This is a genomic window from Stenotrophomonas panacihumi (genome assembly GCF_001431645.1).
Taxonomy (GTDB): Bacteria; Pseudomonadota; Gammaproteobacteria; order Xanthomonadales; family Xanthomonadaceae; genus Stenotrophomonas_A; species Stenotrophomonas_A panacihumi.
This window is the reverse complement of sequence record NZ_LLXU01000002.1, coordinates 17,036-40,297: the sequence shown is the minus strand read 5'-3', so window position 1 is coordinate 40,297 and position 23,262 is coordinate 17,036. Positions and strand designations below refer to the sequence as shown.

Genomic DNA, 23,262 nt, shown 5'->3' with positions numbered 1-23,262 from the left:
GCGCGACCCTCAGCGGCGCGGGGCCGGCATCATGGCGCGCGGCAGGCGCGGGCTCATGGCAGCGGCACCTTGTCCAGCAGCGCGTGCACCAGGCGCTCGCCATCCCAGCCTTCGGCGGTGGCCTCGTAGCTGGGCAGGATACGGTGGCGCAGGACGTCCGGGGCGACGGCGCGAACGTCGTCGGGCGTGACGTAATCGCGGCCCGCCAGCCAGGCGCGCGCGCGTGCGCAGCGTTCCAGCGCGATGGAGCCGCGCGGGCTCGCGCCCCAGGCGATGCGCTGCGCGAGCGCGGCGTCGTAGCGGCGGGCGTCGCGCGAGGCGAGCACCAGTTCGATGAGGTAGCGCTCCAGCGTCGGCGCCAGGTGCAGGTCGAGCACGGCGCGACGCGCGGCCATCACGGTCTCCACCGACAGCCGCTCGGGCACGGCATCGGGCGTGGCCAGCGCATCGCGCGCGGATTCGCGGGCCAGGCGCAGGATCTCCGCTTCGGCATCGGCCTGCGGGTAGCCGATGCGCACGTGCATCAGGAAGCGGTCGAGCTGGGCTTCGGGCAGCGGGAAGGTGCCTTCCTGCTCGATCGGGTTCTGCGTGGCCATCACCAGGAACAGCGACGGCAGCGCGTAGGTGTGGCGGCCCACCGTCACCTGGCGCTCGCCCATCGCTTCCAGCAGCGCGGACTGCACCTTGGCCGGTGCGCGGTTGATCTCGTCGGCGAGCAGGATCGGGTGGAAGATCGGGCCGGGCACGAATTCGAAGCGGCCTTCCTGCGGGCGCCAGATCTCGGTGCCGGTGAGGTCGGCGGGCAGCAGGTCGGGGGTGAACTGGACGCGGGCGAAGTCCGTCTCCAGCCGGGCGGCCAGGGCGCGGATCGCGGTGGTCTTGGCCAGGCCGGGCGCGCCTTCCACCAGCAGGTGGCCGTCGGCGAGCAGGGCGATCAGCAGGCGCTCGACCAGGTGCGACTGGCCGACGATGCGCGCGGACAGCGCGTCGCGCAGGCCGATGAAGGCGGCATGCAGGGCGGAAGTGTCGGCGGTCTCGCCGGGGGTCTCGTGCGGCAGGGGCGGTGCGTTCATAGGCCGAGTTTGACCTATCGGGCGTCGATTGGTTCACCGCGGCGCGGCCTGGTTCGCCGGTGATGACGGAGCGGTCATCCCGCGGCAAGGCTTCATGCCGCTTTCACGCGCAAAAGAGAGGCCGCCCTGAGGCGGCCTCTTACTCTTATATATCAGCGGGGCGCGGGGACTCAGGCGCCCTTGGCCACGCGCAGCACCTTCGGGGTGACGAAGATCAGCAGCTCGGCCTTGTCCTTGCTGCGACCACGCTTCTTGAACAGGTTGCCCAGGAAGGGGATGTCGCCCAGGAACGGGACCTTGCTGACGCTGGAGCGGTCGGTGAACTCGTACACGCCACCGATCACCACGGTCTGGCCATCTTCCACCAGCACCGCGGTATTGATTTCGCGGCGGTTGATGGTCGGGACGGTGCCGTAGCCTTCCAGCTCGATGTACTCGTCCACCTCGTCCTTCTTCACGTTCATGTTGAGGAAGACGCGGTTGTCGTTGGTGATGGTCGGGGTGACCTTCAGCTCGAGCAGCACTTCCTTGAACTGGACGTTCGGGGTGGCGGCGGTACCGGAGGTGCCACCGGTGATGGTGACGTAGCCGATTTCCTTACCCTGCTTGATCACGCCCTCGCGCTGGTTGGCGGTGACGATGCGCGGGTTGGAGATGACTTCGCCGCGGCCTTCTTCCTGCAGGGCCGACAGCTCCAGGTCCAGGTTGAAGTTCGCGCCCAGCAGGGTGTACGCCAGGCTCGGCGCACCGGCCGCACCCGGGTTGGTGAACGAGCCGGCCGGCAGGTTCACGTTGAGGCCGCGGGTCGCGTTGTTCAGGCCACCGGTGGTGCCGCTGCCGATGGTGGCGACGTTGTCACCGTAGGTGCGCGTGCCGCCGATGCCGAACTTCGCACCCAGGTCGCGGGCGAAGGTGTCGGTGGCGATGACGATGCGGCCTTCGATCAGCACCTGGTCGACCGGGCGGTCGATGTGGTCGATCAGCTCGCGCATCTGCGACACCTTCTTCGGGATGTCGCTGATCATCAGGGTGTTGGTGCGCTCGTCGGCGACGACGCGGCCGCGCGGCGACAGGAACCCGTTCTCCTGGTTCTGGCCGCCACCACCGCCACCGCCGTTGCCGCCGATGCCCTTGGCCTCGGTCAGCGCCTTGAAGATCGCGGTCGCGGAGTGGTAGTTGATCTGGATGTAGTCCGTGATCAGGTCTTCGCGGTTCTCGATGGCGATGCGCGCGTCTTCCTTGTCCTGCTCGAACTTGGCCAGCTCGGCCTGCGGGGCCACCCAGATCACGCCGCCGTCGCGACGCTTGTCCAGGCCCTTGGCGCGCAGGACGATGTCCAGCGCCTGGTCCCACGGCACGTTGACCAGGCGCAGGGTGACGTTGCCCTGCACGGTGTCGGAGGCGACCACGTTGAGGTTGGATTCCTCGGCGATCAGCTGCAGCACCGTGCGCACCGGCACGTCCTGGAAGTTGAAGGTGACCGGGCGGCCGCTGTAGCCGCGCTTGGCGACCACGGCCGCGGCCTGGGTCACGCTGGCGGCGGTCGGGGCGCCCATGGCGGCGGTGCCCTTGCGCGGGCTGATCTCCACCACGTACTCGTTGCCGGTCTGGTAGGCCAGCGACTCGAACGCACCGGTGGTGCTCAGCACCAGCTGGGCACCGGCACCGGACGGCTTGGCGTCGATGCGCTGCACCGGCGTGGCGAAGTCGGTGACGTTGAGCGGACGCTGCAACTCGGCCGGCAGGCTCGCGTTGCCGACATCCACCAGCACGGTGTTGCCCTGGGTCCGCAGGTCGGGGCTGGCGCCCTGGCCGTTGAACTGCAGGATCAGGCGGCCTGCGCCGTCTTCGCCGCGCTTGAAGTCGATCTTCGAGACCGCCACGGTGGCCGGTACGGTCTTGGCCGGGTCGTGGGCGTTCAGGTCCGCGGCGCCCAGCGGGGCCGCGAAGGAAGAGCCGCTAGCCAGTGCGAGCGCGAACCCCATCGCGCACGCCCGGATCGCTTGGCGCCGGATGGGACGCAGGCTCAGGGCTTTGGAAAAAGTCATCGTGCTATCCCCTAATCAATCATTGATCGTCAAGTGCGATGGCGGCCGGACGTTCCAGCCAACCACCGGCACCATCCGGCACCAGTTCAATCAAATCGATGCGATCCTCGGATACTCCCGTTACCCGACCATCGCTCTGTCCCAGGTACACGCCCGGGCGAACCCGGTACGTCACCTTGTCCGGCGCCATCACCAGCGCAACCAGGCCAGGGCCCTTGCCGATGCTCCCGAGCATGTCGAGGCTGTCGAGCGGGAAGGCTTCCAGCGGTTCCTTGCGGCGGTTCGGGTCCGGACGCAGGCCGTTGCCGCCTTCCGGGTTGGTCCAGGCGTCGGAGAACGGATCGCGCATGCCTTGTGCGGCGTACTCGAACGTCTCGAACTGCTGCATCACCGGCAGCGGATCCAGCGGCGGAGCCGGCCGGGCGCGCACTTCGGCGACAAAGCTCTTCAGGTTGGGCGCCTCGCCGGGCGTGCTGGTGATGCCGCGGCCGCAACCGGCCAGCAGCAGCACCAAGGCCAGGCACGACAGACGCTTATAGGTCGTCATGTTCATTCTTTGGCCTCGCCCTTCTTCTTGCCCTTCTTGTTCTTCTTGTTGTCCTTCTTGGCAGCCTCGGCGGCGGCCTTCTCCTGCGCGGCCATTTCCTCATCGTCCAGGTAACGGTAGGTCTTGACCGTACCGGCCAGCTCCAGGGCACCGCGCATCGTGATGCCGGTCTTCGGATCCTTGGGCTTGAGGTTGATGTCGTGCATGGTGAGGATCACCACGCGCGGCAGCGAGGCCACGCCACTGACGAAGGCGCCGAACTGGTGGTAGCTGCCCACCATGCGCAGGGCGATCGGCTTCTCGGCGTAGAACTCACGCGGGGTTTCCGCGCCGGGCTGGAACAACTCGTTGTTCAGGCCGCTGGACAGCGCGGTCTGCGAGATGTCGATGATCAGGTCCGGCATTTCGGTCTTGCTGGGCAGCTGGCGCAGCATCTGCTGCAGCACCTGCTCCATCTGCGCGAGCTGCTGCTTGAGCGGCTCCAGGTTGACCGCGCGGCCCTGCTCCTTCTCGAATTCCTGGCGCAGGCCCGTTTCCTTGGCCTCCAGGTTCTGCAGTTCCTCGCGCTTGCTGCTGATCAAGGCGAAGTACGCCACGACCAGGATCAACAGCGACAGGATCACGCAGAACACCACCTTGGCCTGCTGCGGCCAGGCGCCCATGTTGCGGAAATCGAGGTCGTTAATGCTGAATTTCTTGCTCATGACGCCGCTCCCGCCTGCGGTTTGGCCGCCGGAGCCGCTGCCGGCGCCGTGTTGTTGGCCGGCTTGTCGGCCGCGCCCTTCGCATCGGCGGGGGCCGCCGGCGTGGAGGCAGCCTGGTCGGCCGCCGCGCTACCCGGGCCCTGTTCGGCCGGGTTGCCGGTGCCATCCTTGTTCGGCTCGTTGGGATTGGCCAGCTTGACCTTCAGCCTGAAGACATACGGCAGCGCCTTGGAATCGACGCTGGCGGCGACCTTCTGGTTCTTGTCCTTCTCCTGCGCCTTGGCCTCGATGATCGACAGGTCCGGATTGGTCATCCAGCCCGAGCTTTCGAGGTTGCGCATGTAGGTACTGACGCGGGCGTTGGACTGCGAACGGCCCTCCAGCGTGAGCACCTCGCCTTCCTGCTTGAGCGAGGTCAGCACCACGCCGTCGGGGATGGTGCGCACCAGCGAATCGAACAGGTGCACCATCTGCGAGCGGTTGGCCTGCAGTTCCTCGATCACGCGCTTGCGGGCGAGCAGGCGCTCCTTCTTCTTGTCCAGCTCCTCGATTTCGCGGTTCTGCGCCTTGACCTTCTCGATCTCGGCGGTGAGGAACTTGTTGCGCTCCTCCTGGCCGCTGACCTGACGGTCGAAGTAGAACCAGATCAGCAGCGACAGCAGCACGCCGGCCACGGCGGCGAAGCCGAGCATGCCGAAGAACTCGCGTTCGCGCTGCTTGCGGCGCTCGGCGCGCCAGGGCAATAGGTTGATTCTGGCCATCAGTCGAAGCTCCTCAGGGCCAGGCCGGTGGCGATCATCAGCGCCGGGGCGTCGAGTTGCAGCGCCTGCGCCTGCACCTTGGGACCGAGGGTCATCTGCGACAGCGGGTTGGCGACCACGGTGGTCACGCCCAGCTGCTCTTCGACCATCTCCGGCAGCCCGGCCAGCGCCGCGCAACCGCCCGCCAGGACGACGCAGTCGACCCGGTTGAATTCACTGCCGGCGTAGAAGAACTGCAGCAGTCGGCTGATCTGCTGGACAGTGGCTTCCTTGAACGGCTCCAGCACCTCGACCTCGTAGCTCTCCGGCAGCCCGCCCTGGCGCTTGGCCATGCCGGCTTCCTCGTAGGTCAGGCCGTAGCGGCGCATGACCTCGTCGGTGAGCTGCTTGCCGCCGAACACCTGCTCGCGGCTGTAGAGGCTGCGGCCACCGCGGATCACGTTGAGCGTGGTCATGGTGGCGCCGATGTCGACCAGGGCGACCAGGCCGTCATGCGGCACCGGCAGCTCGCTGGCCAGCAGGGCGAAGGCGTTTTCGACCGCGAAGGCCTCCACGTCCATCACCTTGGCCGTCAGCCCGCCGAGCTCCAGCGCCGACTGGCGCAGCTCGACGTTCTCCGAACGCGAGGCGGCCAACAGGACCTGGACCATCTCCGGGTTGTTCGGGATCGGGCCGAGCACCTCGAAATCGAGGTTCACTTCCTCGATCGGGTACGGAATGTAGTTGGTGGCCTCCAGTTCGACCTGGGCCTCCATGTCGTTCTCGTCCAGGTCCGCCGGCATCGGGATCAGCTTGGTGATCACGGCCGAACCCGCCACGGCAGCCGCGGCGTTCTTGGCCTTGCTGCCGGAGCGGTTCATGGCGCGACGAATGGCTTCGCCCACCGCCTCGACCTCGACGATGTTCTTCTCCACCACCGCATTGGGCGGAAGAGGTTCGACCGCGTAATGCTCCACGCGGAAACGGTTGCCGCTGCGGGAAAGCTGCAAAAGCTTTACCGCAGTCGAACTGATGTCGACGCCAATGAGCGGCGACTGACTCTTGGGAATAAGCCCCACGGAAACTCCCCTGCCGACGGGCACTTGGACGCGCTTCGTGCGCCCGCGCATTAATAATTAGTTTTTTGCAATTGGCAACCACCCCGCGCGAAAGCCGAGAAGCCCGTCACGCCTGCCCCGTGCCTACCCCATGCCTGCCCGGCGAGGGGGTTCCCCAATTGCGTTCCCCGAGTCCGGCCCCAGCCAGACCCGCGTAATCTATACTCTGCGGCCAAGAAATCTGCAATCGGAATCTGCTTGATGCCCCGTTTTCGTCGTTGGCTGGGCTGGATCCTGGCCGGGTTCGTCGTGCTTGCCCTGCTCGGCCTCGTGGCCGCCGGCGGGGTCTACTACACCCTGTCCTCTCGCCTGCCGGACGTGCAGTCCCTGCGCCAGGTCGAGATGCAGGAGCCCATGTACGTCTATGCCAGCGACGGCCGGCTGATGGCGGTCTACGGGCAGGCGCGGCGCTATCCGATCCAGATGTCGGACGTCCCCGAGCGGCTCAAGCAGGCCTTCCTCGCCACCGAGGATGCGCGCTTCTACGAGCACGGCGGCGTCGACTACAAGGGCATCGCGCGCGCGGTCTGGCTGCTGGCCACCACCGACGACAAGCGCGTGCCGGGTGGCTCGACCATCACCCAGCAGGTCGCCCGCCAGTTCTTCCTGAGCTCGGAATACAGCTACACGCGCAAGCTCAACGAGATCCTGCTGGCGCGCAAGATCGAGAGCGAGCTGAGCAAGGACGAGATCTTCGAGCTGTACCTCAACAAGAGCTTCTTCGGTAACCGCGCCTATGGCGTGGGCGCCGCGGCCGAGTACTACTACGGCAAGAAGCTGGGCGAGCTGAGCCTGGACGAGATGGCCTCGCTGGCCGGCATCCCGAAGTTCCCGTCCAGCGGCAACCCGATCAGCAACCCCGAGCGCGCCCGCGAGCGCCGCGACTACTACGTCCTGCAGCGCATGGCCGACCTGGGCTTCATCAGCCAGGCCGAGGCCGACGCGGCCAAGGCCGTGCCCATGCACGCCAAGCCGCACGAGCCGCCGGTGGAGGTCTACGCCCCCTACGTGGCCGAGCTGGTGCGCCAGGAAATGATCGCCCGCTATGGCGGCGAGGTGCTGGACAAGGGCTACCGGGTCACCACCACCATCGATGCCAACCTGCAGCAGGCCGCCGACGTGGCCGTGCGCGATGGCCTGATCCTCTACGACCACCGCCACGGCTGGCACGGCGTGGAGCAGCATGTCGACGTGGCTGCCGACGCCGATGCGGCGACGCTGGCCGGGCACCTGTCCGGGATCGTGACCCAGTCGGGCCTGCGCCCGGCGATCGTCTCGGCCACCCTGCCGGATGGCGGGGCCAAGGTGGTGCTGTCCGACCGCAGCGAGCTCAGCCTGCCGGCCGCCGCCACCCGCTGGGCCAACAAGACCCCGGCCGCCCTGCTCAAGCGCGGCGACATCGTGCGCGTGCGCGCCGGCGAGAAGGACGGCGAGTGGATCATCGACCAGATCCCGCGCGGCCAGTCCGCGCTGGTCTCGCTGGATGCCAACAACGGCGCCCTGCGCGCGATGGTCGGCGGCTTCAGCTTCGCCGGCAACAAGTTCAACCGCGCCACCCAGGCGCGCCGCCAGCCGGGTTCGAGCTTCAAGCCGTTCGTCTACGCGGCCGCGTTCGAGAAGGGCTTCAACCCGGCCTCGATCGTGCTCGACGCCCCGGTGGTGTTCCGCGACCGCCGCGGCAAGACTTGGTCGCCGCAGAACGACGGCGGCGGCTTCAAGGGCCCGATGCGCCTGCGCGAGGCGCTGGTGCAGTCGCGCAACTTGGTCTCGGTGCGCCTGCTCGACGCCATCGGCGTGGACTTCGCCCGCCAGTACATCGCGCAGTTCGGCTTTGACCAGGCCGAGCTGCCGCCGAACCTGTCGATGTCGCTGGGCACCGCCTCGCTGACGCCGCTGTCGGTGGCGCGCGGCTACGCGGTGTTCGCCAACGGCGGCTCGCGCGTGGACCCGTGGATCATCGACGAGGTCCGCGACCGCGACGGCACCGTGCTGTTCAAGGAGAACCCGGCCGTGGCCTGCCGCACCTGCGCTACCAACGGTGGCAACGCCGCGCCGGTGAGCCAGGTGGTGGATGGCTTCAATTTCGGCGCCGCCGCGCCCGCGCAGCCGCCCAAGCCGGTGTCCGGCGCGGAGAAGCCGGCCGCCCAGATCATCCCGGCGCCCACCGCCACCGACGCCAAGATCGCCCCGCGTGCCATCGACGAGCGCACCGCCTACCAGCTGGTGTCGATGATGCGCGACGTGGTCCAGCGCGGCACCGGCACCGCGGCCAAGGTGCTCGGCCGCGAGGACGTGGGCGGCAAGACCGGCTCGACCAACGACCACCGCGACGCCTGGTTCTCCGGCTTCGGCGGCCCGCTGGCGACGACCGTGTGGGTCGGCCGCGACGACTTCAAGTCGCTGGGCTACCGCGAGTACGGCGGCAAGGCGGCGCTGCCGATCTGGATCGACTACATGCGCGTGGCGCTGAAGGATGCCCCGATCACCGCCAACGACCCGCCGGACGGCATGACCCAGGCGACGATCAACGGCGCGGTGGAGTGGGTCAAGAACGAGGACATGGACCGCCTGCAGGACTACGACTACGGCCTGCAGGACCAGCAGGCGGACGACAAGGCGTTCGATATCTTCTGACGCGCGATCCCCGCACTGGACCTCGCCAAGGGGCGCCTTCGGGCGCCCCTTGGCGTTTCGGCACGACGATCGCCCTGTCTTCGTCCCGCCCCACAATCTTCACGCCGATGCGCTACATTCGAAGCCGGTTCCAGCCACGGGGGAGACGGCCATGCACCACGCCCGCCAGCACGCCGAGACGCGCACCCGGGAACGCCGCCACCGCCTAGCACACGAAGCCGCGCGCCTGATGGCCGAGGGCGGCATCCGCGATTTCCACCAGGCCAAGCTCAAGGCGGCCAACCGGCTCGGCATCCACGACGACGCCTCGCTGCCGCGCAACCGCGAGATCGAAGAGGCGCTTCGGGAATACCAGCGATTGTTCGCCGGCCCCCAGCACGCCGAAGGCCTGCGCCAGCGTCGCGAGGCCGCGCTGCGGGCGCTGGAGTTCCTCAACCCCTTTTCCCCGCGCCTGGCCGGCCCGGTGCTGGACGGCACGGCGGACGCCAACGCACCGGTGCAGCTGCAGCTGCACAGCGACGATCCGGAAGCCGTGGCCCGGTTCCTGGAAGAACACCGCATCCCCGCCGAAGTGCGCACGCGCCGGCTGCGGCTGGACCGCGAGCGCGCCGACGATTTCCCGGTATGGCTGTTCAGTGCCGAAGACCTGACCTTCGACCTGGTGGTGCTGCCGTTCGACGCGCTGCGCCAGGCGCCGCTCTCGCAGGTGGACGAAAAGCCGATGCCGCGCGCCTCGGCCGCGCAGCTGCGCGAGCTGCTCGCGCAGGAGGAGATCCTTGGCTACACCGGTTGAGGGTGGCTCGCCGCGCGGCCGCATCGAGCACCGCCTCGTGGGCATCTGGCTGTGCGTCCTCGTGCTGGCGGGCGCGGTAGCTTTGGCCGCTCAAACGCGCAGCAGGGAGGCTGCCAGCGCGCCGCGAGGTCCGTGGGTCGATCTGCCCCCGGGCGGCATGGACGTCTCGACATGGGCCTCCCGCCAGTGGCTACGCGATGGCCATGTCGGCGGCATCGGAGATGGGCTTGCCGCCCGCTGCGGCCACGACCCGGCGCTTCCGCGCGAACGCTATACCGCACTTCTTCCTCGCGGCGACGGAAGCGCCTGGCGGGCCGTCATCGATATCGGCAATGACTTCGCCTGGGTCACCGCGACCCACGACCCGGCGCTGCGCCTCGCGCCAGGCGCTCCCATGCAACGGGCCGGCAGCGCGGACACAATGATCGTCCGCCCCCGCAGGTTCGCTCGCGAGCAATTGGATGGCCTCAGGCGCGACTGGCGCGTGCCGGCGCTATGGGCGGCGCCCGTCACTGATACGGACGCTGCAGGGCGACTACCGCCAGTCGTGCTGGAAGCCTGTGTGGACGGCCTCTACGCGGCACGCCTTCGACAGGACTCCCCAGCGGCACGCCAGCTTGCGAATACCCTGTCGCAATTGATGGAAACCCCACCCGGCGGCGGATAGCGGACAACAAAAAAGGCCCCTTTCGGGGCCCTTTTTGCGACAAGACTGCGGCAAGCGCTCAGCGCTTGTCCTTCGCCTTGTAATCGCGCACGTCGTAGCCGGTGTAGATCTGGCGCGGACGGCCGATCTTCATTTCCGGATCGACCTGCTGCTCCAGCCAATGCGACACCCAGCCGGAGGTACGGGCGATGGCGAACATGACGGTGAACATTTCCACCGGGATGTTGAGCGCCTTGTAGATGATGCCCGAGTAGAAGTCGACGTTCGGGTACAGCTTGCGCTGCACGAAGTAGTCGTCCTTCAGCGCGGCCTCTTCCAGCTTCAGCGCCACTTCCAGCAGCGGGTCGTTCACGCCCAGCTCGCCGAGCACCTTGTGGGTCATCTCGCGGATGATCTTCGCGCGCGGGTCGAAGTTCTTGTAGACGCGGTGGCCGAAGCCCATCAGGCGGAAGCTCGAGTTCTTGTCCTTGGCCTTGGCCACGGCGGACTCGACGTTCTTCGCATCGCCGATTTCTTCCAGCATCTTCAGCACGGCTTCGTTCGCACCGCCGTGGGCCGGACCCCACAGCGCGGTGATGCCCGCGGCCACCGAGGCATACGGGTTGGCACCGGTCGAACCGACCAGGCGCACGGTCGAGGTCGAGGCGTTCTGCTCGTGGTCGGCGTGCAGGATGAACAGCAGGTCCATGGCCTTGGCCACGACCGGGTTCATTTCCAGCGGCTCGCTCGGCACCTCGAACATCATGTGCAGGAAGCGGTTGACGTACTCGAGGTTGTTGCGCGGATAGCGGATCGGCTGGCCGACCGAGTAACGGTAGGCGGCCGCGGCCAGCGTCGGCATCTTGGCGATCAGGCGGATCGCGGCCTGGCGGCGCTGCTCCGGATCGTTGAGGTCGAGGTTGTCGTGGTAGAAGGCCGACAGCGAGGCGACCGAGGCGGCCAGCATGGCCATCGGGTGCGCGTCGTAGTGGAAGCCCTTGAGGAACGACTTCAGCGACTCATGCATCATCGTGTGATGCGTGACCTCGTGCTCGAACTTGGAGAACTCTTCCTTGTTCGGCAGTTCGCCGTTCATCAGCAGGTACGAGACTTCCAGGAAGTTCGAGTGCTGGGCCAGCTGCTCGATCGGGTAGCCGCGGTACAGCAGCACGCCGTTGTCACCGTCGATGTAGGTGATGGCCGACTTGCAGCTGGCGGTGGCGGTGAAGCCCGAGTCGTAGGTGAAAAGACCCGTTTCCTTGGTCAGCTTGGAAATGTCGACGCAGTCGTTGCCCAGGGTGGGCTTGAGTACCGGCAAAACTACCGACTTGTCGCCGGCGTTGAGCGTGACCTGATCAAGATCGGACACAGTGTCGCTCCTCACAGTATGGTTCGCCTGCACGGTGGGGCCGCGCGGGCATTGATGGCTGTCCAAGGAAATATTCCCTTGGATACCCACCATTATCGCACAGCAGCATAGGTGCGGAACTCAGACTGAAGTCGAACACGGGCCCGCAACGTTGCGTTGCAGCCAGTCGCCAGAAAGCGCAAAAGCGACGGCCGCGCCTGCGCGCGGCCGTCGCCTGGATCGGTTTTTCACGCCCGCGGACGGGCGCCGGATCGACGGATCAGCGCGCGTAGCGCTTCTGGAACTTGTCGATGCGGCCGCTGGTGTCGATGACCTTGTGCTTGCCCGTATAGAACGGGTGCGAAGCCGAGGAGATTTCGACCTTGACCAGCGGATACTCCTGGCCGTCTTCCCACTTCACGGTCTCTTTCGAGGCCATGGTCGAGCGGGTCAGGATCTTGAAATCGGAAGTCACGTCGTGGAAAACGACGTCGCGGTAGTTCGGATGGATGTCGGCCTTCATGGGCTCGCACCGTAAGGGGCTGCTGGACAAGAGCGGCATTATAGCCATGCCGCCCTCGTCACGCAACCAACACTTATCGGGCGGCCAGGGCGCCGCGCACCAGCCCTTCGAAACGGGCCTGGTCGTAGCCGATTAGCAGGCTGGCGTTGTCGGCCAGGCCCAGCTGGCGGTTCCAGTCCACCACGGTGGCGCCGCGGGTATGGGTACCCGCCAGCTCCACCTGCAGTGGGCGCTGTTCGACACAGGTGGCGCCGGCCGGCTCCAGCGCCCAGGCCATGGCCAGCGCATCGGCGGCGTACCAATGCTCGCCGCGGCTGTCCTCGGACCACAGGCGCGTCTTGCGCGAGATTTCATCGTAGAAGCGCGCGCGATCCGAATCGGCACCCAGCCACTGCTCCACTTCGCGGTGCGGCAGGCCGTGGGCGACGGTGGCCTCCCAGTCGGCGACTTCGACATGCGGGAAGGCCGAGAACACGATGTGCGCGGCTTCCGGGTCGAAGGCGATGTTGAATTCGGCCTGCGGGGTGATGTTGCCGTGGCCGTTGATCGCCCCGCCCATCACCAGGAAACGGCCCACGCGTTGCGGCAGCGTCGGGTCTAGCTTCAGTGCCACGGCGATGTTCGTGAGCGGGCCGAGCGCGACCAGCAGCAACTTGCCGGCGTACTCGTGCGACAGGCGCAGGATCGCCAGCGCCGCATGCTCGGCTTCCACGCCGCGCGTGGCCGGCGAATAGCCCACGTCGCCGAAACCATCCATGCCGTGCACGTGCGCGGCGTCCACCGCCGGATGCAGCAGCGGATCAGGACAACCCGCGTAGACCGGCACGTCCGTGCGGCCCGCGATTTCGCACAGCTTCAACGCGTTGCGCACCGTGTGGTCCAGGCCGACGTTGCCGGCGGCGATGGTCAGGCCGATCACCTCGTGGCGCGCATCGTTGAAGGCCATCAGCAACGCCAGCGCGTCGTCCACGCCCGGGTCGGTATCGATCAACAGCGGAATCTTCTCGCTCATCTTGTCTGTCTTCTGGGTCTGACCGGCGAGTCTGTCACCGATGTGGTGACAAACCAAGCAAGCGTCGTGGCCTTTGCCCGCCGCGCTCACGCTAGAGTGCGCCAAGTGCGGGTCGCCGATCCGCGTGCCCGGAAGACGCCCATGCGGATCGCCCCTGCCTTGCTGGTATGCATTGCTTTCTCCGTCCCGCATGCGCGGGCAGCCGATGCGCTGGATCGCGCCGCGGCGCAGGCCGCGTCGGCCTACGTGGCCGAGCCGTGCCATGTAGGGCTGTCGGTAGTCGCCATTTCCGAGGGCCGCGTGCGGCACTACGCCGCCGGTTCGGTGCGCCGCGACATGGCACGGCTGCCCGCGCCGGACAGCGTCTACGAGCTGGCCTCGCTGACCAAGACTTTCACCGGTGCGCTGGCGGCACGTGCGGTGCAGGACGACAGGATCCCGTTGGATGCCGACTTCCGCGCCTACCTGCCCGAGCCCTATCCCAACCTCGCCGGTATCACCCTGCGCATGCTGGCCGCACACACCTCAGGACTGCAGAGGGACCTGCCGGATACCGATGCGCTGCTGACGCATCCGGACTACGACAGGCTCGGCGAACAACTCACCCGCCTGAACCTCGGCTATGACCGCGCACGCACACTGCAGGCCTTGCACGAGGTGAAGCTGCGCGACCCGCCCGGCCAGCAGCAGGCCTATTCCAACCTGGGCATCCGCGTGATCGCCTACGGGCTGGAGCAGGTGCAGGACGCGAGCTTCGCGCAACTGCTGGCGACGCAGATCACCGGCCCGCTGGAGATGACCGAGACGCTGCTGGCGCCCACACCGGCGATGCAGGCGCGCTTGATCACGCCCTACAACCGACATGGCCACCGGCAGCCATTCCATGACGACAGCGCCGGCGCGGCTTACGGTCTGTATTCCACGCCTCGCGACATGGCCCGCTACCTGGCGTGGCAGCTCGACGAAAGCGACCCCGTGGTGGCGCGCGCGCACGCGCCGATCCGCGGCACGCGTGACGATGGCGAGGGCATGATCTGGCACCTCGGCCGCGACCACGGTGCGCGCATGCTCTGGCACGGGGGCGGTGGCTTCGGGACGACGAGCCAGATGGTGCTGTATCCCGACCTGGGCGAGGGCTTCGTCCTGCTCAGCAACGATGCATGCGCGGGCAGCGAAGAACAGTTGCGGCAGATGGCGATGGCGTTGCACGCGGCATCGCGCAACAGCCCTTGAGTGCGCTGCCTCAGCCCGTCCGCATGGCGTGCTGGGCTAGCGCGGCGCACAGCGCGCGCACGCGGGATTCGTCGGTTTGGCGCCAATCCGGCACCAGCCCTGCCAGCGTGGCGCGATACGACATCGCAGAGCGCCGCGTCGCGCCGGCCGAGGCATGCACCTCATGCGCGTGCGAGACATCCAGCAATTCGGCCACGTTGCTCGCATCGACGCCCGCGCCCGCCATCACGTGGATGCGCCCGGCCGCATGCGCCACCATCGCGGCGATGCGCGGCGCACCGGCCAGCGCGGTATCCGCACCGCCGGAGGTGAGTACGCGCGAGCAACCCAGGCCGATGGCCGCCTCCAGCGCGACGAGAGGGTCGTTGCAGACGTCGATGGCCCGGTGGAAGGTCAACGCCATGCCGCCCGCTGCTTCGCGCAACGCGGCGCAGGTCGGCAGGTCCACCGCGCCGTTGGCTTCCAGCGCGCCGATCACCACGCCGTCGCACCCCAACCGCGCACAGTGCTCGACATCGCGCAGCATGACCTCGATCTCTTCCGATCCGTAGAGGAAATCACCGCCCCGCGGGCGGATCAGCACGTGCAGCGGGATGCGCAGGCGATCGCGCGCCACGGCGAGCGTGCCGTAGGACGGCGTGCAGCCGCCCTCGCCCAGGTTCTCGCACAATTCAACGCGGTCCGCGCCGCCCGCCTGCGCGGCGAGCGCCGAGGCCAGCGAACCGGCCGCGATCTCCAGGCGCACGCGAGCGCTCACTTCTGCTCCGTCGTGTACACCGAGCCGGCATCGTGCAAGACGTCGTGCGGGCCGGGGCCGCCGTCCTGCAATGCATAAACGAAACCGCGATGCAGCGCGAACGCGCCGACGCGACCATCGCGCCCCAGCGCCAGGAAGCACACCTGCAGCCGCTTGCTGTCTTCCGGGCGCTTGCGCACGACCCGATCAATCGCTTCGCGACACGCATCCGCGGGCGAATGCCCCTGCCGCATCAGCTCCACCACCAGGAAACTGGCGGCGTTGCGGATCATTTCCTCGCCCACGCCGGAGGCGGTGGCCGCGCCGACCTCCTGGTCCACGTACAGCCCCGCGCCGATGATCGGGCTGTCGCCCACGCGACCATGCATCTTCCACGCCATGCCGCTGGTGGTGCACGCGCCGGCCAGGCGGCCCTGCGCGTCCATCGCCAGGATCCCGAGGGTGTCATGGTTGTGGCTGTCGCCGGGGCGCAGCCTGCGTTCGGCATTGATCTGCGGCGCGTATTGCGAAGTCTTCAGCCACTCCTGCCAGGCCTGGCGTGCGCTGTCGGTCAGCAGCGGCGTCTTGCGGAAGCCATTGGCCAGCGCGAACTGCTGCGCGCCCTCGCCCACCAGCATCACGTGCGGGCTCTTTTCCATCACCGCGCGCGCCACCGAAACAGGGTGGTCGATATCTTCCAGCGCGGCGACCGCGCCGCAGCGGCCGTCGCCGGCCATGATGCTGGCATCGAGCGTGAGCACGCCATCGCGATCCGGATTGCCGCACCGGCCGACCGTGGGATTGCACAGGTCGCTCTCGGCCCAGCGCGCGCCGGCTTCGACCGCGTCGAGCGCGCTGCCGCCGCCGGACAACACCTTCCAGGCGGCGGCATTGGCACCGACGCCGAAATCCCAGGTGGAGACCACGCGGGCGCCCTTGAGGGGAGATGCGGGCGCGGCGGTGCCGGCGACAGGCAGGGCGAGCGCGGCACCGGCCGCCAGCGAGGATTGCAGGAAGCGACGTCGGGTGGCCATGCGGCTCCTTTGGATGCGAGGGCGCGTCAGTGCGCGCCGTGGGAAGGACGATGACGCTGCTGGTACCACGCTGCGGCGCCCACCAGGCCCAGCTGGCCATGGTCGACCAGCCACACCGGCACGTGCGCCAGTACCGGGGCCAGCACGCCCTTGTTGGCGAAGCGCGCCGCGAACGTGCCATCGAGCAGCTGCGGCTTGATCTGCGCGGGAATGCCGCCGGCCAGGTACACCGCGCTGGCGCCGAAGGTCACCGCGAGATCGCCCGCCAGGCTGCCCAGCAGCGCGCAGAAGATCCGCAAGGTCTCGACTGCCTGCGCGTCGCCCGCGTCCTGCGCGGCGGCGGAAATATCGGCGGGGTCGGCCAGCGTCGCCTGCACGCCGTCCAGTTCGCACAGCGCGCGGTAGGTGTTGACCAGCCCCGGCCCGGACAGCACGCGCTCGTTGTCGACATGCGGCCAGCGCTGCAGCAGCTTTTCCAGCACCGCGACTTCACGTGCGTTGCCCACCGCCAATGCGGCATGGCCGGCCTCGCTGGCGAGCACCTGGGCGGGCGGGCCGGGCAGGCGCAGCGCGGTGCCCAGGCCGGTGCCCGGCCCCAGCACCACCGCCGCGCCCGGCGCTGCCCGCGCCGGGCCGCACACCCGGCTCATCGCTTCGGGTTCGATGTAGGGCATCGCACAGGCGACGGCCTCGAAATCGTTCATCAGCGCCAGCGTGCCGAGCCCGGCTTCGCGGCGCGTATGCGACACCGACACCGGCCACGGCAGGTTGGCGTTGACCAGCACGTCGCCGTCCAGGCGGCCGGCGATGGCAACCACCGCATGCGCGGCCGAGGCCTCGCTGCGGGTAGTGAAGTCGCGCAGGATCGCCGCCAGGCTGGCATAGCCGGCACACGCATATTGATGGAACGCCTCGATCGCCACCCGCCCCTCGGCGGTCATGTGCACCACGCCCAGCCGCGCATGCGTGCCGCCGACATCGGCGGCGATGAAGCGCTGGCCCGGTCGCAACGCGGTGACGTCCTCGCGCAGGTCCGCCTCGACATGCGATGCGGTGGAAGCGGGAGCGGGCGGCGGAACGGCGTCGTGCATCGGCGGGCTGGGCGTAGGGGACGGCGGATTATCCGCCAGCGGCGGGGGCGGCGTCGCCCGGCTCACGCGGCGGCATAGCGCACCGCGCTACCAATCCAGCGCGCGACCACCTGGTCGGCCACCGCCGGCGACTGCGCCAGCAGGGTCTCGGCCAGGCGCTGCACGCGCGGCAGCAGGGCGGCGTCGCGGGCCAGGTCGGCGACGCGGAAGCTCGCCAGGCCGGTCTGGCGGGTGCCGAGCAGCTCGCCCGGCCCGCGCAGTTCCAGGTCCTTCTCGGCGATGACGAAGCCGTCGCTGGTCTGGCGCATCGTCTCCAGCCGCTGGCGGGCCATCTGCGACAGCGGCGCCTGGTACATCAGCACGCAGCTGGAGGCCGCCGAGCCGCGACCCACGCGCCCGCGCAACTGGTGCAGCTGGGCCAGGCCGAGGCGCTCGGCGTTCTCGATGATCATCAGCGAGGCATTGGGCACGTCCACGCCGACTTCGATGACGGTGGTGGCGACCAGCAGGTCGGTCTCGCCCTGCTTGAACGCGCGCATCGCCGCCTGCTTCTCGGCCGCCTTCATGCGCCCGTGGACCAGCCCCACCCGCAGGCCCGGCAGCTGCGCCGACAACGCCTCGAAGGTGGCCTGCGCGGCGGTGGCGATGACTTCGTCGCTCTCGTCGATCAGCGTGCACACCCAGTACGCCTGCCGGCCCTCGGCGCACGCGATGCGGATGCGCTCGACCAGCTCCGGGCGGCGTTCGGCACTGAGCACGATGGTCTGCACCGGGGTGCGGCCGGGCGGCAATTCGTCGATGGCCGACACGTCGAGATCCGCATAGGCCGCCATCGCCAGCGTGCGCGGGATCGGGGTGGCGGTCATCACCAGCTGGTGCGGCACGCTGCCGGCCGCCGCGCCCTTGTCGCGCAGGGCCAGGCGCTGGTGCACGCCGAAGCGGTGCTGTTCGTCGACGATGGCCAAGGCGAGGTCATGGAACACCACGGCCTCCTGCATCAGCGCGTGCGTGCCGACGACGACCTGCGCGTGGCCGGAAGCGACCTCGGCCATCACGCGCTCGCGCGCCTTGCCGGTGACCTTGCCGGCCAGCCAGGCGATGCGGATGCCCAGCGGCTCCAGCCATCCGCGCAGATTGTTCAGATGCTGCTCGGCGAGCAACTCGGTCGGCGCGGCCAGCGCGGCCTGCTTGCCCTGCTCCACCGCCAGCATCGCCGCGAGCGCGGCCACCACGGTCTTGCCGCTGCCGACATCGCCCTGCACCAGCCGCAGCATCGGCGAAGGTCGCGCGAGATCCTGGCGCACCTGCGCGAAGACGCGCTGTTGCGCGCCGGTCAAGGCGAACGGCAGGGCGGCGAGCAGGCGCTCGACCTGCACGCCCTGGCCGGCCAGCGCCGGCGCCTTGTGCCGCTGCAGCGCGATGCGCTGGCGGCGCAGGCTCAGGTGGTGGGCCAGCAGTTCTTCCATCGCCAGCCGCTGCTGCGCGGGATGGCGGCCGGCGGCCAGCGCGGCGAGATCCCCGTCCGGCGCGGGCCGGTGCATGTCCAGCAGCGCCTGCCGCAGCGACGGCAGCTGCTGGCCTTCCAGCCAATCGGCCGGCAGCAGTTCCAGCTCGGCTTCCGGCGGCAGCAGATCGAGCGCCTGGCCGATCAGCCGGCGCAGCGTCACCGGGCCGATGCCCTCCACCGCCGGATACACCGGGTCGAGCGCATCGCCGAGCACGCCGGCTTCCTGTTCGGTGATGACGCGATAGCTCGGGTGCACCATCTCCCAGCCATGCTGGCCGGGCTTCGGCGTGCCGTAAGCGCGCACCCGCGCGCCCACCGCGAACTGGGCGACCTGCGCGGTGCGGAAATGGAAGAAGCGCATCACCACGCTGCCGCGCGATTCGTCGCTGATCGCGACCTTGAGCATCGGCCGGTAGCGGAAACCGCGCTCCACCGCTTCCACGCGGCCTTCGACCTGCGCGGGCTCGCCGTTGCGCAGCTGCGCGATATCGGTGAGGCGGGTGCGGTCCTCGTAGCGCAGCGGCAGCAGCAGCCACAGGTCCTGGAGGGTGAGGATGCCGCGCGCAGCCAACTTGGCCGCGACCGCCTGCCCGACACCGGACAGGCGGGTGAGCGGCGCATCGCCGGCCCGGGTCAGGCTCGGCGCGGGCGGACGCGCGCGCGGCACGGAGCGGTCAGTCGAGCACCATCACCGCGTCGACCTCGAAGCCGGCGCCCTTGGGCAGGCCGGAGACCTCGATGGTGGAACGGGCCGGGAACGGCGCCTGGAAGTACTCCTGCATCACCGCGTTGACGGCGGCGAACTGGCCCAGATCGGTCAGGTACAGGCCGACGCGGACGATCTGGTCGAGCGAGCCGCCAGCAGCCTCGGCCACGGCCTTGAGGTTCTCGAACGCGCGACGCGCCTGCGCGCCGACGTCGCCGGCGCCGACGATTTCGCCGGTGGCCGGGTCGAGCGGGATCTGCCCGGAGAAGTAGACGGTATTGCCGGCACGCACGGCCTGCGAGTACGGGCCGATGGCGGCGGGCGCCTTGTCGGTCTGGATGATCTGACGGGTCATGGACTCACCGCGTTTGGGAATGACGGGTGATTTTAGCCGGTGCCGTCCCGATCGGGTGCACCGGCGGGCAGTTACTGCCGGCGCACGCTCTGCACGACATGCAGCCGGCGCAGGCGCCGCATGACCTCGGCCAGGTGGCGGCGATCGCGCACCTGGATGTTGAAGCGCAGCACGGCGGCGTTGAAATCGCGGTCCAGGTAGTCCACGCGCTCGATGTTCGATTCGCTCTGCGCGATCGCCGCGGCCAGCTGCGCCAGCACGCCGGTGCGGTTTTCCACTTCCACCACCAGCGCGGTGTCGTAGTCGCCGCTGACGTTGGAATCCCAGTCGATCGGCACCCAGCGTTCGGGCGATTTGCGCAGCTCGGCCAGGTTCGGGCAATCCAGCCGGTGCACCACGATGCCCTTGCCGGCGGTGTGGTAACCCATGATCTCGTCGCCGGGAATCGGCTGGCAGCAGTTGGCGAAGCTCACCACGCCGCGCTCGCTGCCGTTGATCAGGATCTTTTCCTGCGAGTGCTTCGACAGCCCGCCGCCGCGCAGCTCGGCATAGGCCATCAGCGCCTGCGCGGCCTGGGTGGGCATCCAGTTGCCGAGCGCGACATCGGCCAGCAGCGCCTCCAGGCGCGGATAGCGGTGCTCGGCCAGGAATGCGTCCAGGCGGCCCTTCGGCAGGCGTTCGAGCGAGGAATCCATCGCTTCCAGCGCGCGGTCGAGCATGCGGTGGCCGAGCTGCACGGCATCCTCGTGCTCGAGCTGCTTGAGCTGGTGGCGGATCGCCGTGCGCGCCTTGCTGCTCACCACGAACTCCAGCCACTGCGGCTTGGGCGTGGCCGAGCGCGCGGTGATGATCTCCACCGTCTGCCCGCTCACCAGCTTGGTGCGCAGCGGCACCAGCTTCTTGTCCACGCGCGAGGCGACCGCCTGGTTGCCCACGTCGGTATGCACCGCGTAGGCGAAATCCAGCGCGGTGGAATTGCGCGGCAGGGCCAGGATCTTGCCCTTGGGCGAGAACAGGTAGACCTCGTCCGGGAACAGGTCGACCTTGACGTTGTCCAGGAACTCCAGCGAGGAGCCCGCGGCACGCTGGGATTCGATCAAATCCACGATCCACGCATGCGCGCGGCTCTGCGCGCTGTTGGGCGAATCGCTGCCGAACTTGTACGTCCAGTGCGCGGCGACGCCGCGCTCGGCGATCAGGTCCATCTCCTCGGTGCGGATCTGCACTTCGATCGGCGAACCGTAGGGCCCGAACAGCACCGTGTGCAGCGACTGGTAGCCGTTGGCCTTGGGGATGGCGATGAAATCGCGGAAGCGCCCGTCCAGCGGCTTGAAGGTGGCGTGCACCGCGCCGAGCGCGTGGTAGCAGTCCGGCACCGCGCGCACGACGAGGCGGAAGCCGAACACGTCCATCACCTGGTCGAAGGTTTTGTTCTCGTCGCGCATCTTGTTGTAGATGCTCCACGGGGTCTTGATCCGGCTCACCAGCCGGTGTTCCAACCCTTCCTTCGCCAGCCGCTGCGACAGCTGCACCTCCACCTGCGCCAGCGACTCGCGCCGCACCACCGGCTGGCTGCGGATGTGCTTTTCGATGATCGCGTGGCGCCAGGGATACAGCGCCTTGAAGCCCAGGTTCTGCAGCTCGGACTTGATCAGGCTCATGCCCAGGCGCTGGGCGATGGGCGCGTAGATCTCCAGCGTCTCGCGGGCGATGCGGCCGCGCGCCTCGTTGCTCTGCGCGCCGAGGGTGCGCATGTTGTGCAGGCGGTCGGCGAGCTTGATCATGATCACGCGCAGGTCGCGCGACATCGCCAGCAGCATCTTGCGGAAGCTCTCGGCGGCCGCCTCCTGGCGGTCGCGGAACTTCAGCTTGTCCAGCTTGGTGACGCCGTCCACCAGCTCGGCCACGGCCTCGCCGAACTCGGCGGAGAGTTCCTCGCGGGTGAGCGGGGTGTCCTCGATGGTGTCGTGCAGGATCGCGGCGATCAGCGATTCGACATCCATGCCCAGTTCTGCCAGCACGCAGGCCACGGCCACCGGGTGGGTGATGTACGGCTCACCGGATTTGCGCGTCTGCCCGGCATGCGCGGCGGCGCCCACTTCCCACGCGCGACGCAGCAGCGGGCGTTGCTCGGCCGGCAGGTAGGCGGCGGCGCGCTCCAGCTCCAGGACGTAATCGGGTACGTCGCCGGTCGGCGACGACGACGGCGCAAGGGCAGCCTGGGCGGAGGGGCCTGGGTTCATGCAGGAAGACTATGCCAGCGCAACGGGGACGGCAAACGCCGAAAAGCAGAACAGCCCGCACCAGGCGGGCTGTTCGGCGGATCGATCCGGTGTGGCGCGGATCAGTCGTCGTTCTTGGACATGTCCTCGTCGGCGACGACTTCGGCGGCGGCCCATTCCAGGGCTTCACGCTCGGCGCGCTCGCGCTCGGCCTTCTCGACTTCCTCGATCAGCGCGTTGTCGATCTTGCGCGCGGCGATCTCGCGCAGGGCCAGCACGGTCGGCTTGTCGGCGCTTTCGCTGTTGTCGAGGGTGGCCTGCACGCCGTTGGCGAGCTGGCGGGCGCGCTTGGACGCCATCATGACCAGTTCGAAACGGTTGTTCACGACTTCCAGGCAATCTTCTACGGTAATGCGGGCCATGCGGGCTCCCGGCGACCGGCTCGGTCGCGCCTTCGAATGAGGGAAAGGGCGGCGATTGTAGGCGCCCCACCGGCCCCGGCGCAAGCCAAGACCGTTCAGTTTCCTTTGGAATCAGCCAGTTGCGCCCGGATCGTCGGCCAGCAGGGCGGCGATCAGGCCGTCATGGCGCTGTTGCTGGGCGGCGGTGCGCAGGCGGCTGGCGGTGAAGATCGCGCACATCTCGCCCACGGCGGTGTCGAAATCCTCGTTGATGATGACGTAGTCGAACTCGCCGAAGTGCGACATCTCCTCGCGCGCGGCGGCCAGCCGGCGGGCGATGACGTCCTCGCTGTCCTGGCCACGCTTGCGCATGCGCTCTTCCAGCGCGACGCGCGAGGGCGGCAGGATGAAGACGCTCACCGCGTCCGGCACCTTCTCGCGCACCTGGCGCGCGCCCTGCCAGTCGATCTCCAGCAGCACGTCGCGGCCCGACGCCAGCTGCGGCTCCACCGACTGCCGCGCGGTGCCCTTCCAGTCGCCGTGCACGCTGGCGTACTCGAAGAAATCGCCGGCGGCGATCATCTCCTGGAACGCCTCGGCGGAGACGAAGTGGTAGTGCTCGGCATGCCGCTCACCCGGACGCGGGGCGCGCGAGGTGAAGGAGATCGACAGGGCGATCTGCGAATCGCGCGCCAGGGTGGCGTTGACGAGGCTGCTCTTGCCGGCACCGGAAGGCGCCGCGACGATGTAGAGGGTGCCGCGCATGGGGGTGGGGTTCGGCATCGAGGAAG

The 23,262-nt window shown here is 68.6% G+C and carries 21 protein-coding genes; 4 read left to right on the top strand and 17 right to left on the bottom strand.

What is annotated here, in order from left to right; translation table 11 throughout:
* Positions 1 to 53: 53 nt before the first annotated feature.
* From ARC20_RS00315 to ARC20_RS00290, 6 genes are all read right to left on the bottom strand, one after another.
* The gene (locus ARC20_RS00315; RefSeq protein ID WP_057642608.1) at positions 54 to 1,073 is read right to left on the bottom strand and encodes an AAA family ATPase; all 1,020 of its coding nucleotides are present in this window, start codon (positions 1,071 to 1,073) and stop codon (positions 54 to 56) included.
* Positions 1,074 to 1,243: 170 nt separating this feature from the next.
* Positions 1,244 to 3,121: a type IV pilus secretin PilQ gene (locus ARC20_RS00310; RefSeq protein ID WP_057642605.1), complete on the bottom strand. Its 1,878-nt coding sequence runs from the start codon at positions 3,119 to 3,121 to the stop codon at positions 1,244 to 1,246.
* Between the two features lie 19 nt (positions 3,122 to 3,140).
* Complete coding sequence (locus ARC20_RS00305) at positions 3,141 to 3,674, bottom strand: pilus assembly protein PilP (protein WP_057642602.1); 534 nt, start codon at positions 3,672 to 3,674, stop codon at positions 3,141 to 3,143.
* Positions 3,671 to 4,372, bottom strand: coding sequence for a type IV pilus inner membrane component PilO (locus ARC20_RS00300; protein WP_057642600.1), 702 nt, complete (start codon positions 4,370 to 4,372; stop codon positions 3,671 to 3,673). Before ARC20_RS00300 ends, ARC20_RS00305 begins: the two co-directional genes overlap by 4 nt.
* Positions 4,369 to 5,133 carry a PilN domain-containing protein gene (locus ARC20_RS00295; protein WP_057642597.1) on the bottom strand — a complete coding sequence of 255 codons (765 nt, stop codon included), beginning with the start codon at positions 5,131 to 5,133 and terminating at the stop codon, positions 4,369 to 4,371. The genes ARC20_RS00300 and ARC20_RS00295 overlap by 4 nt, the downstream gene beginning before the upstream one ends.
* Positions 5,133 to 6,191 (bottom strand): pilus assembly protein PilM, encoded by a 1,059-nt coding sequence (locus ARC20_RS00290; protein ID WP_057642594.1) that lies wholly within the window; start codon positions 6,189 to 6,191, stop codon positions 5,133 to 5,135. Before ARC20_RS00290 ends, ARC20_RS00295 begins: the two co-directional genes overlap by 1 nt.
* Positions 6,192 to 6,431: 240 nt before the next feature.
* Between ARC20_RS00290 and ARC20_RS00285 the strand changes: the two genes are divergently transcribed.
* From ARC20_RS00285 to ARC20_RS18090, 3 genes are all read left to right on the top strand, one after another.
* Positions 6,432 to 8,864 (top strand): penicillin-binding protein 1A, encoded by a 2,433-nt coding sequence (locus tag ARC20_RS00285; protein WP_057642590.1) that lies wholly within the window; start codon positions 6,432 to 6,434, stop codon positions 8,862 to 8,864.
* Between the two features lie 151 nt (positions 8,865 to 9,015).
* A complete protein-coding gene (locus ARC20_RS00280) occupies positions 9,016 to 9,657 on the top strand; it encodes a hypothetical protein (RefSeq protein ID WP_057642586.1) in 642 nt (213 codons plus the stop codon).
* A complete protein-coding gene (locus ARC20_RS18090; RefSeq protein ID WP_181360162.1) occupies positions 9,641 to 10,324 on the top strand; it encodes a hypothetical protein in 684 nt (227 codons plus the stop codon). Before ARC20_RS00280 ends, ARC20_RS18090 begins: the two co-directional genes overlap by 17 nt.
* Before the next feature lie 58 nt (positions 10,325 to 10,382).
* Here the strand turns inward: ARC20_RS18090 and ARC20_RS00270 are convergent, their stop codons facing one another.
* From ARC20_RS00270 to ARC20_RS00260, 3 genes are all read right to left on the bottom strand, one after another.
* Positions 10,383 to 11,672, bottom strand: a complete 1,290-nt coding sequence (locus ARC20_RS00270) for a citrate synthase (protein WP_057642580.1) — start codon at positions 11,670 to 11,672, stop codon at positions 10,383 to 10,385.
* 259 nt (positions 11,673 to 11,931) lie between these two features.
* On the bottom strand, positions 11,932 to 12,174 hold the full coding sequence (locus tag ARC20_RS00265; protein ID WP_057642577.1) for a type B 50S ribosomal protein L31: 243 nt from the start codon (positions 12,172 to 12,174) through the stop codon (positions 11,932 to 11,934).
* A gap of 73 nt (positions 12,175 to 12,247) precedes the next feature.
* Entirely contained in the window at positions 12,248 to 13,186 is a 939-nt protein-coding gene (locus ARC20_RS00260; protein WP_057642574.1) for a nucleoside hydrolase, read from the bottom strand.
* 141 nt (positions 13,187 to 13,327) lie between these two features.
* Between ARC20_RS00260 and ARC20_RS00255 the strand changes: the two genes are divergently transcribed.
* Positions 13,328 to 14,419 carry a serine hydrolase domain-containing protein gene (locus ARC20_RS00255; protein WP_057642571.1) on the top strand — a complete coding sequence of 364 codons (1,092 nt, stop codon included), beginning with the start codon at positions 13,328 to 13,330 and terminating at the stop codon, positions 14,417 to 14,419.
* A gap of 10 nt (positions 14,420 to 14,429) precedes the next feature.
* On the opposite strand, the gene ARC20_RS00250 is transcribed toward ARC20_RS00255, so the two are convergent.
* From ARC20_RS00250 to gmk, 8 genes are all read right to left on the bottom strand, one after another.
* Positions 14,430 to 15,176, bottom strand: a complete 747-nt coding sequence (locus ARC20_RS00250; RefSeq protein ID WP_057642570.1) for a copper homeostasis protein CutC — start codon at positions 15,174 to 15,176, stop codon at positions 14,430 to 14,432.
* On the bottom strand, positions 15,173 to 16,189 hold the full coding sequence (locus ARC20_RS00245; protein ID WP_057642566.1) for a glycosylasparaginase: 1,017 nt from the start codon (positions 16,187 to 16,189) through the stop codon (positions 15,173 to 15,175). The genes ARC20_RS00250 and ARC20_RS00245 overlap by 4 nt, the downstream gene beginning before the upstream one ends.
* 26 nt (positions 16,190 to 16,215) lie before the next feature.
* On the bottom strand, positions 16,216 to 17,280 hold the full coding sequence (locus ARC20_RS00240; protein WP_057642563.1) for a glucokinase: 1,065 nt from the start codon (positions 17,278 to 17,280) through the stop codon (positions 16,216 to 16,218).
* A 62-nt stretch (positions 17,281 to 17,342) separates the two neighbouring features.
* The gene (recG, locus tag ARC20_RS00235) at positions 17,343 to 19,454 is read right to left on the bottom strand and encodes an ATP-dependent DNA helicase RecG (RefSeq protein ID WP_057642561.1); all 2,112 of its coding nucleotides are present in this window, start codon (positions 19,452 to 19,454) and stop codon (positions 17,343 to 17,345) included.
* Positions 19,455 to 19,461: 7 nt separating this feature from the next.
* On the bottom strand, positions 19,462 to 19,848 hold the full coding sequence (locus tag ARC20_RS00230) for a RidA family protein (protein ID WP_057642559.1): 387 nt from the start codon (positions 19,846 to 19,848) through the stop codon (positions 19,462 to 19,464).
* Positions 19,849 to 19,919: 71 nt separating this feature from the next.
* Positions 19,920 to 22,091 carry a RelA/SpoT family protein gene (locus ARC20_RS00225; protein ID WP_057642556.1) on the bottom strand — a complete coding sequence of 724 codons (2,172 nt, stop codon included), beginning with the start codon at positions 22,089 to 22,091 and terminating at the stop codon, positions 19,920 to 19,922.
* Positions 22,092 to 22,192: 101 nt separating this feature from the next.
* Positions 22,193 to 22,492 (bottom strand): DNA-directed RNA polymerase subunit omega, encoded by a 300-nt coding sequence (gene rpoZ / locus ARC20_RS00220; protein ID WP_057642555.1) that lies wholly within the window; start codon positions 22,490 to 22,492, stop codon positions 22,193 to 22,195.
* A gap of 111 nt (positions 22,493 to 22,603) precedes the next feature.
* Positions 22,604 to 23,236 (bottom strand): guanylate kinase, encoded by a 633-nt coding sequence (gmk, locus tag ARC20_RS00215; protein ID WP_057642548.1) that lies wholly within the window; start codon positions 23,234 to 23,236, stop codon positions 22,604 to 22,606.
* Between the last annotated feature and the right edge of the window lie 26 nt (positions 23,237 to 23,262).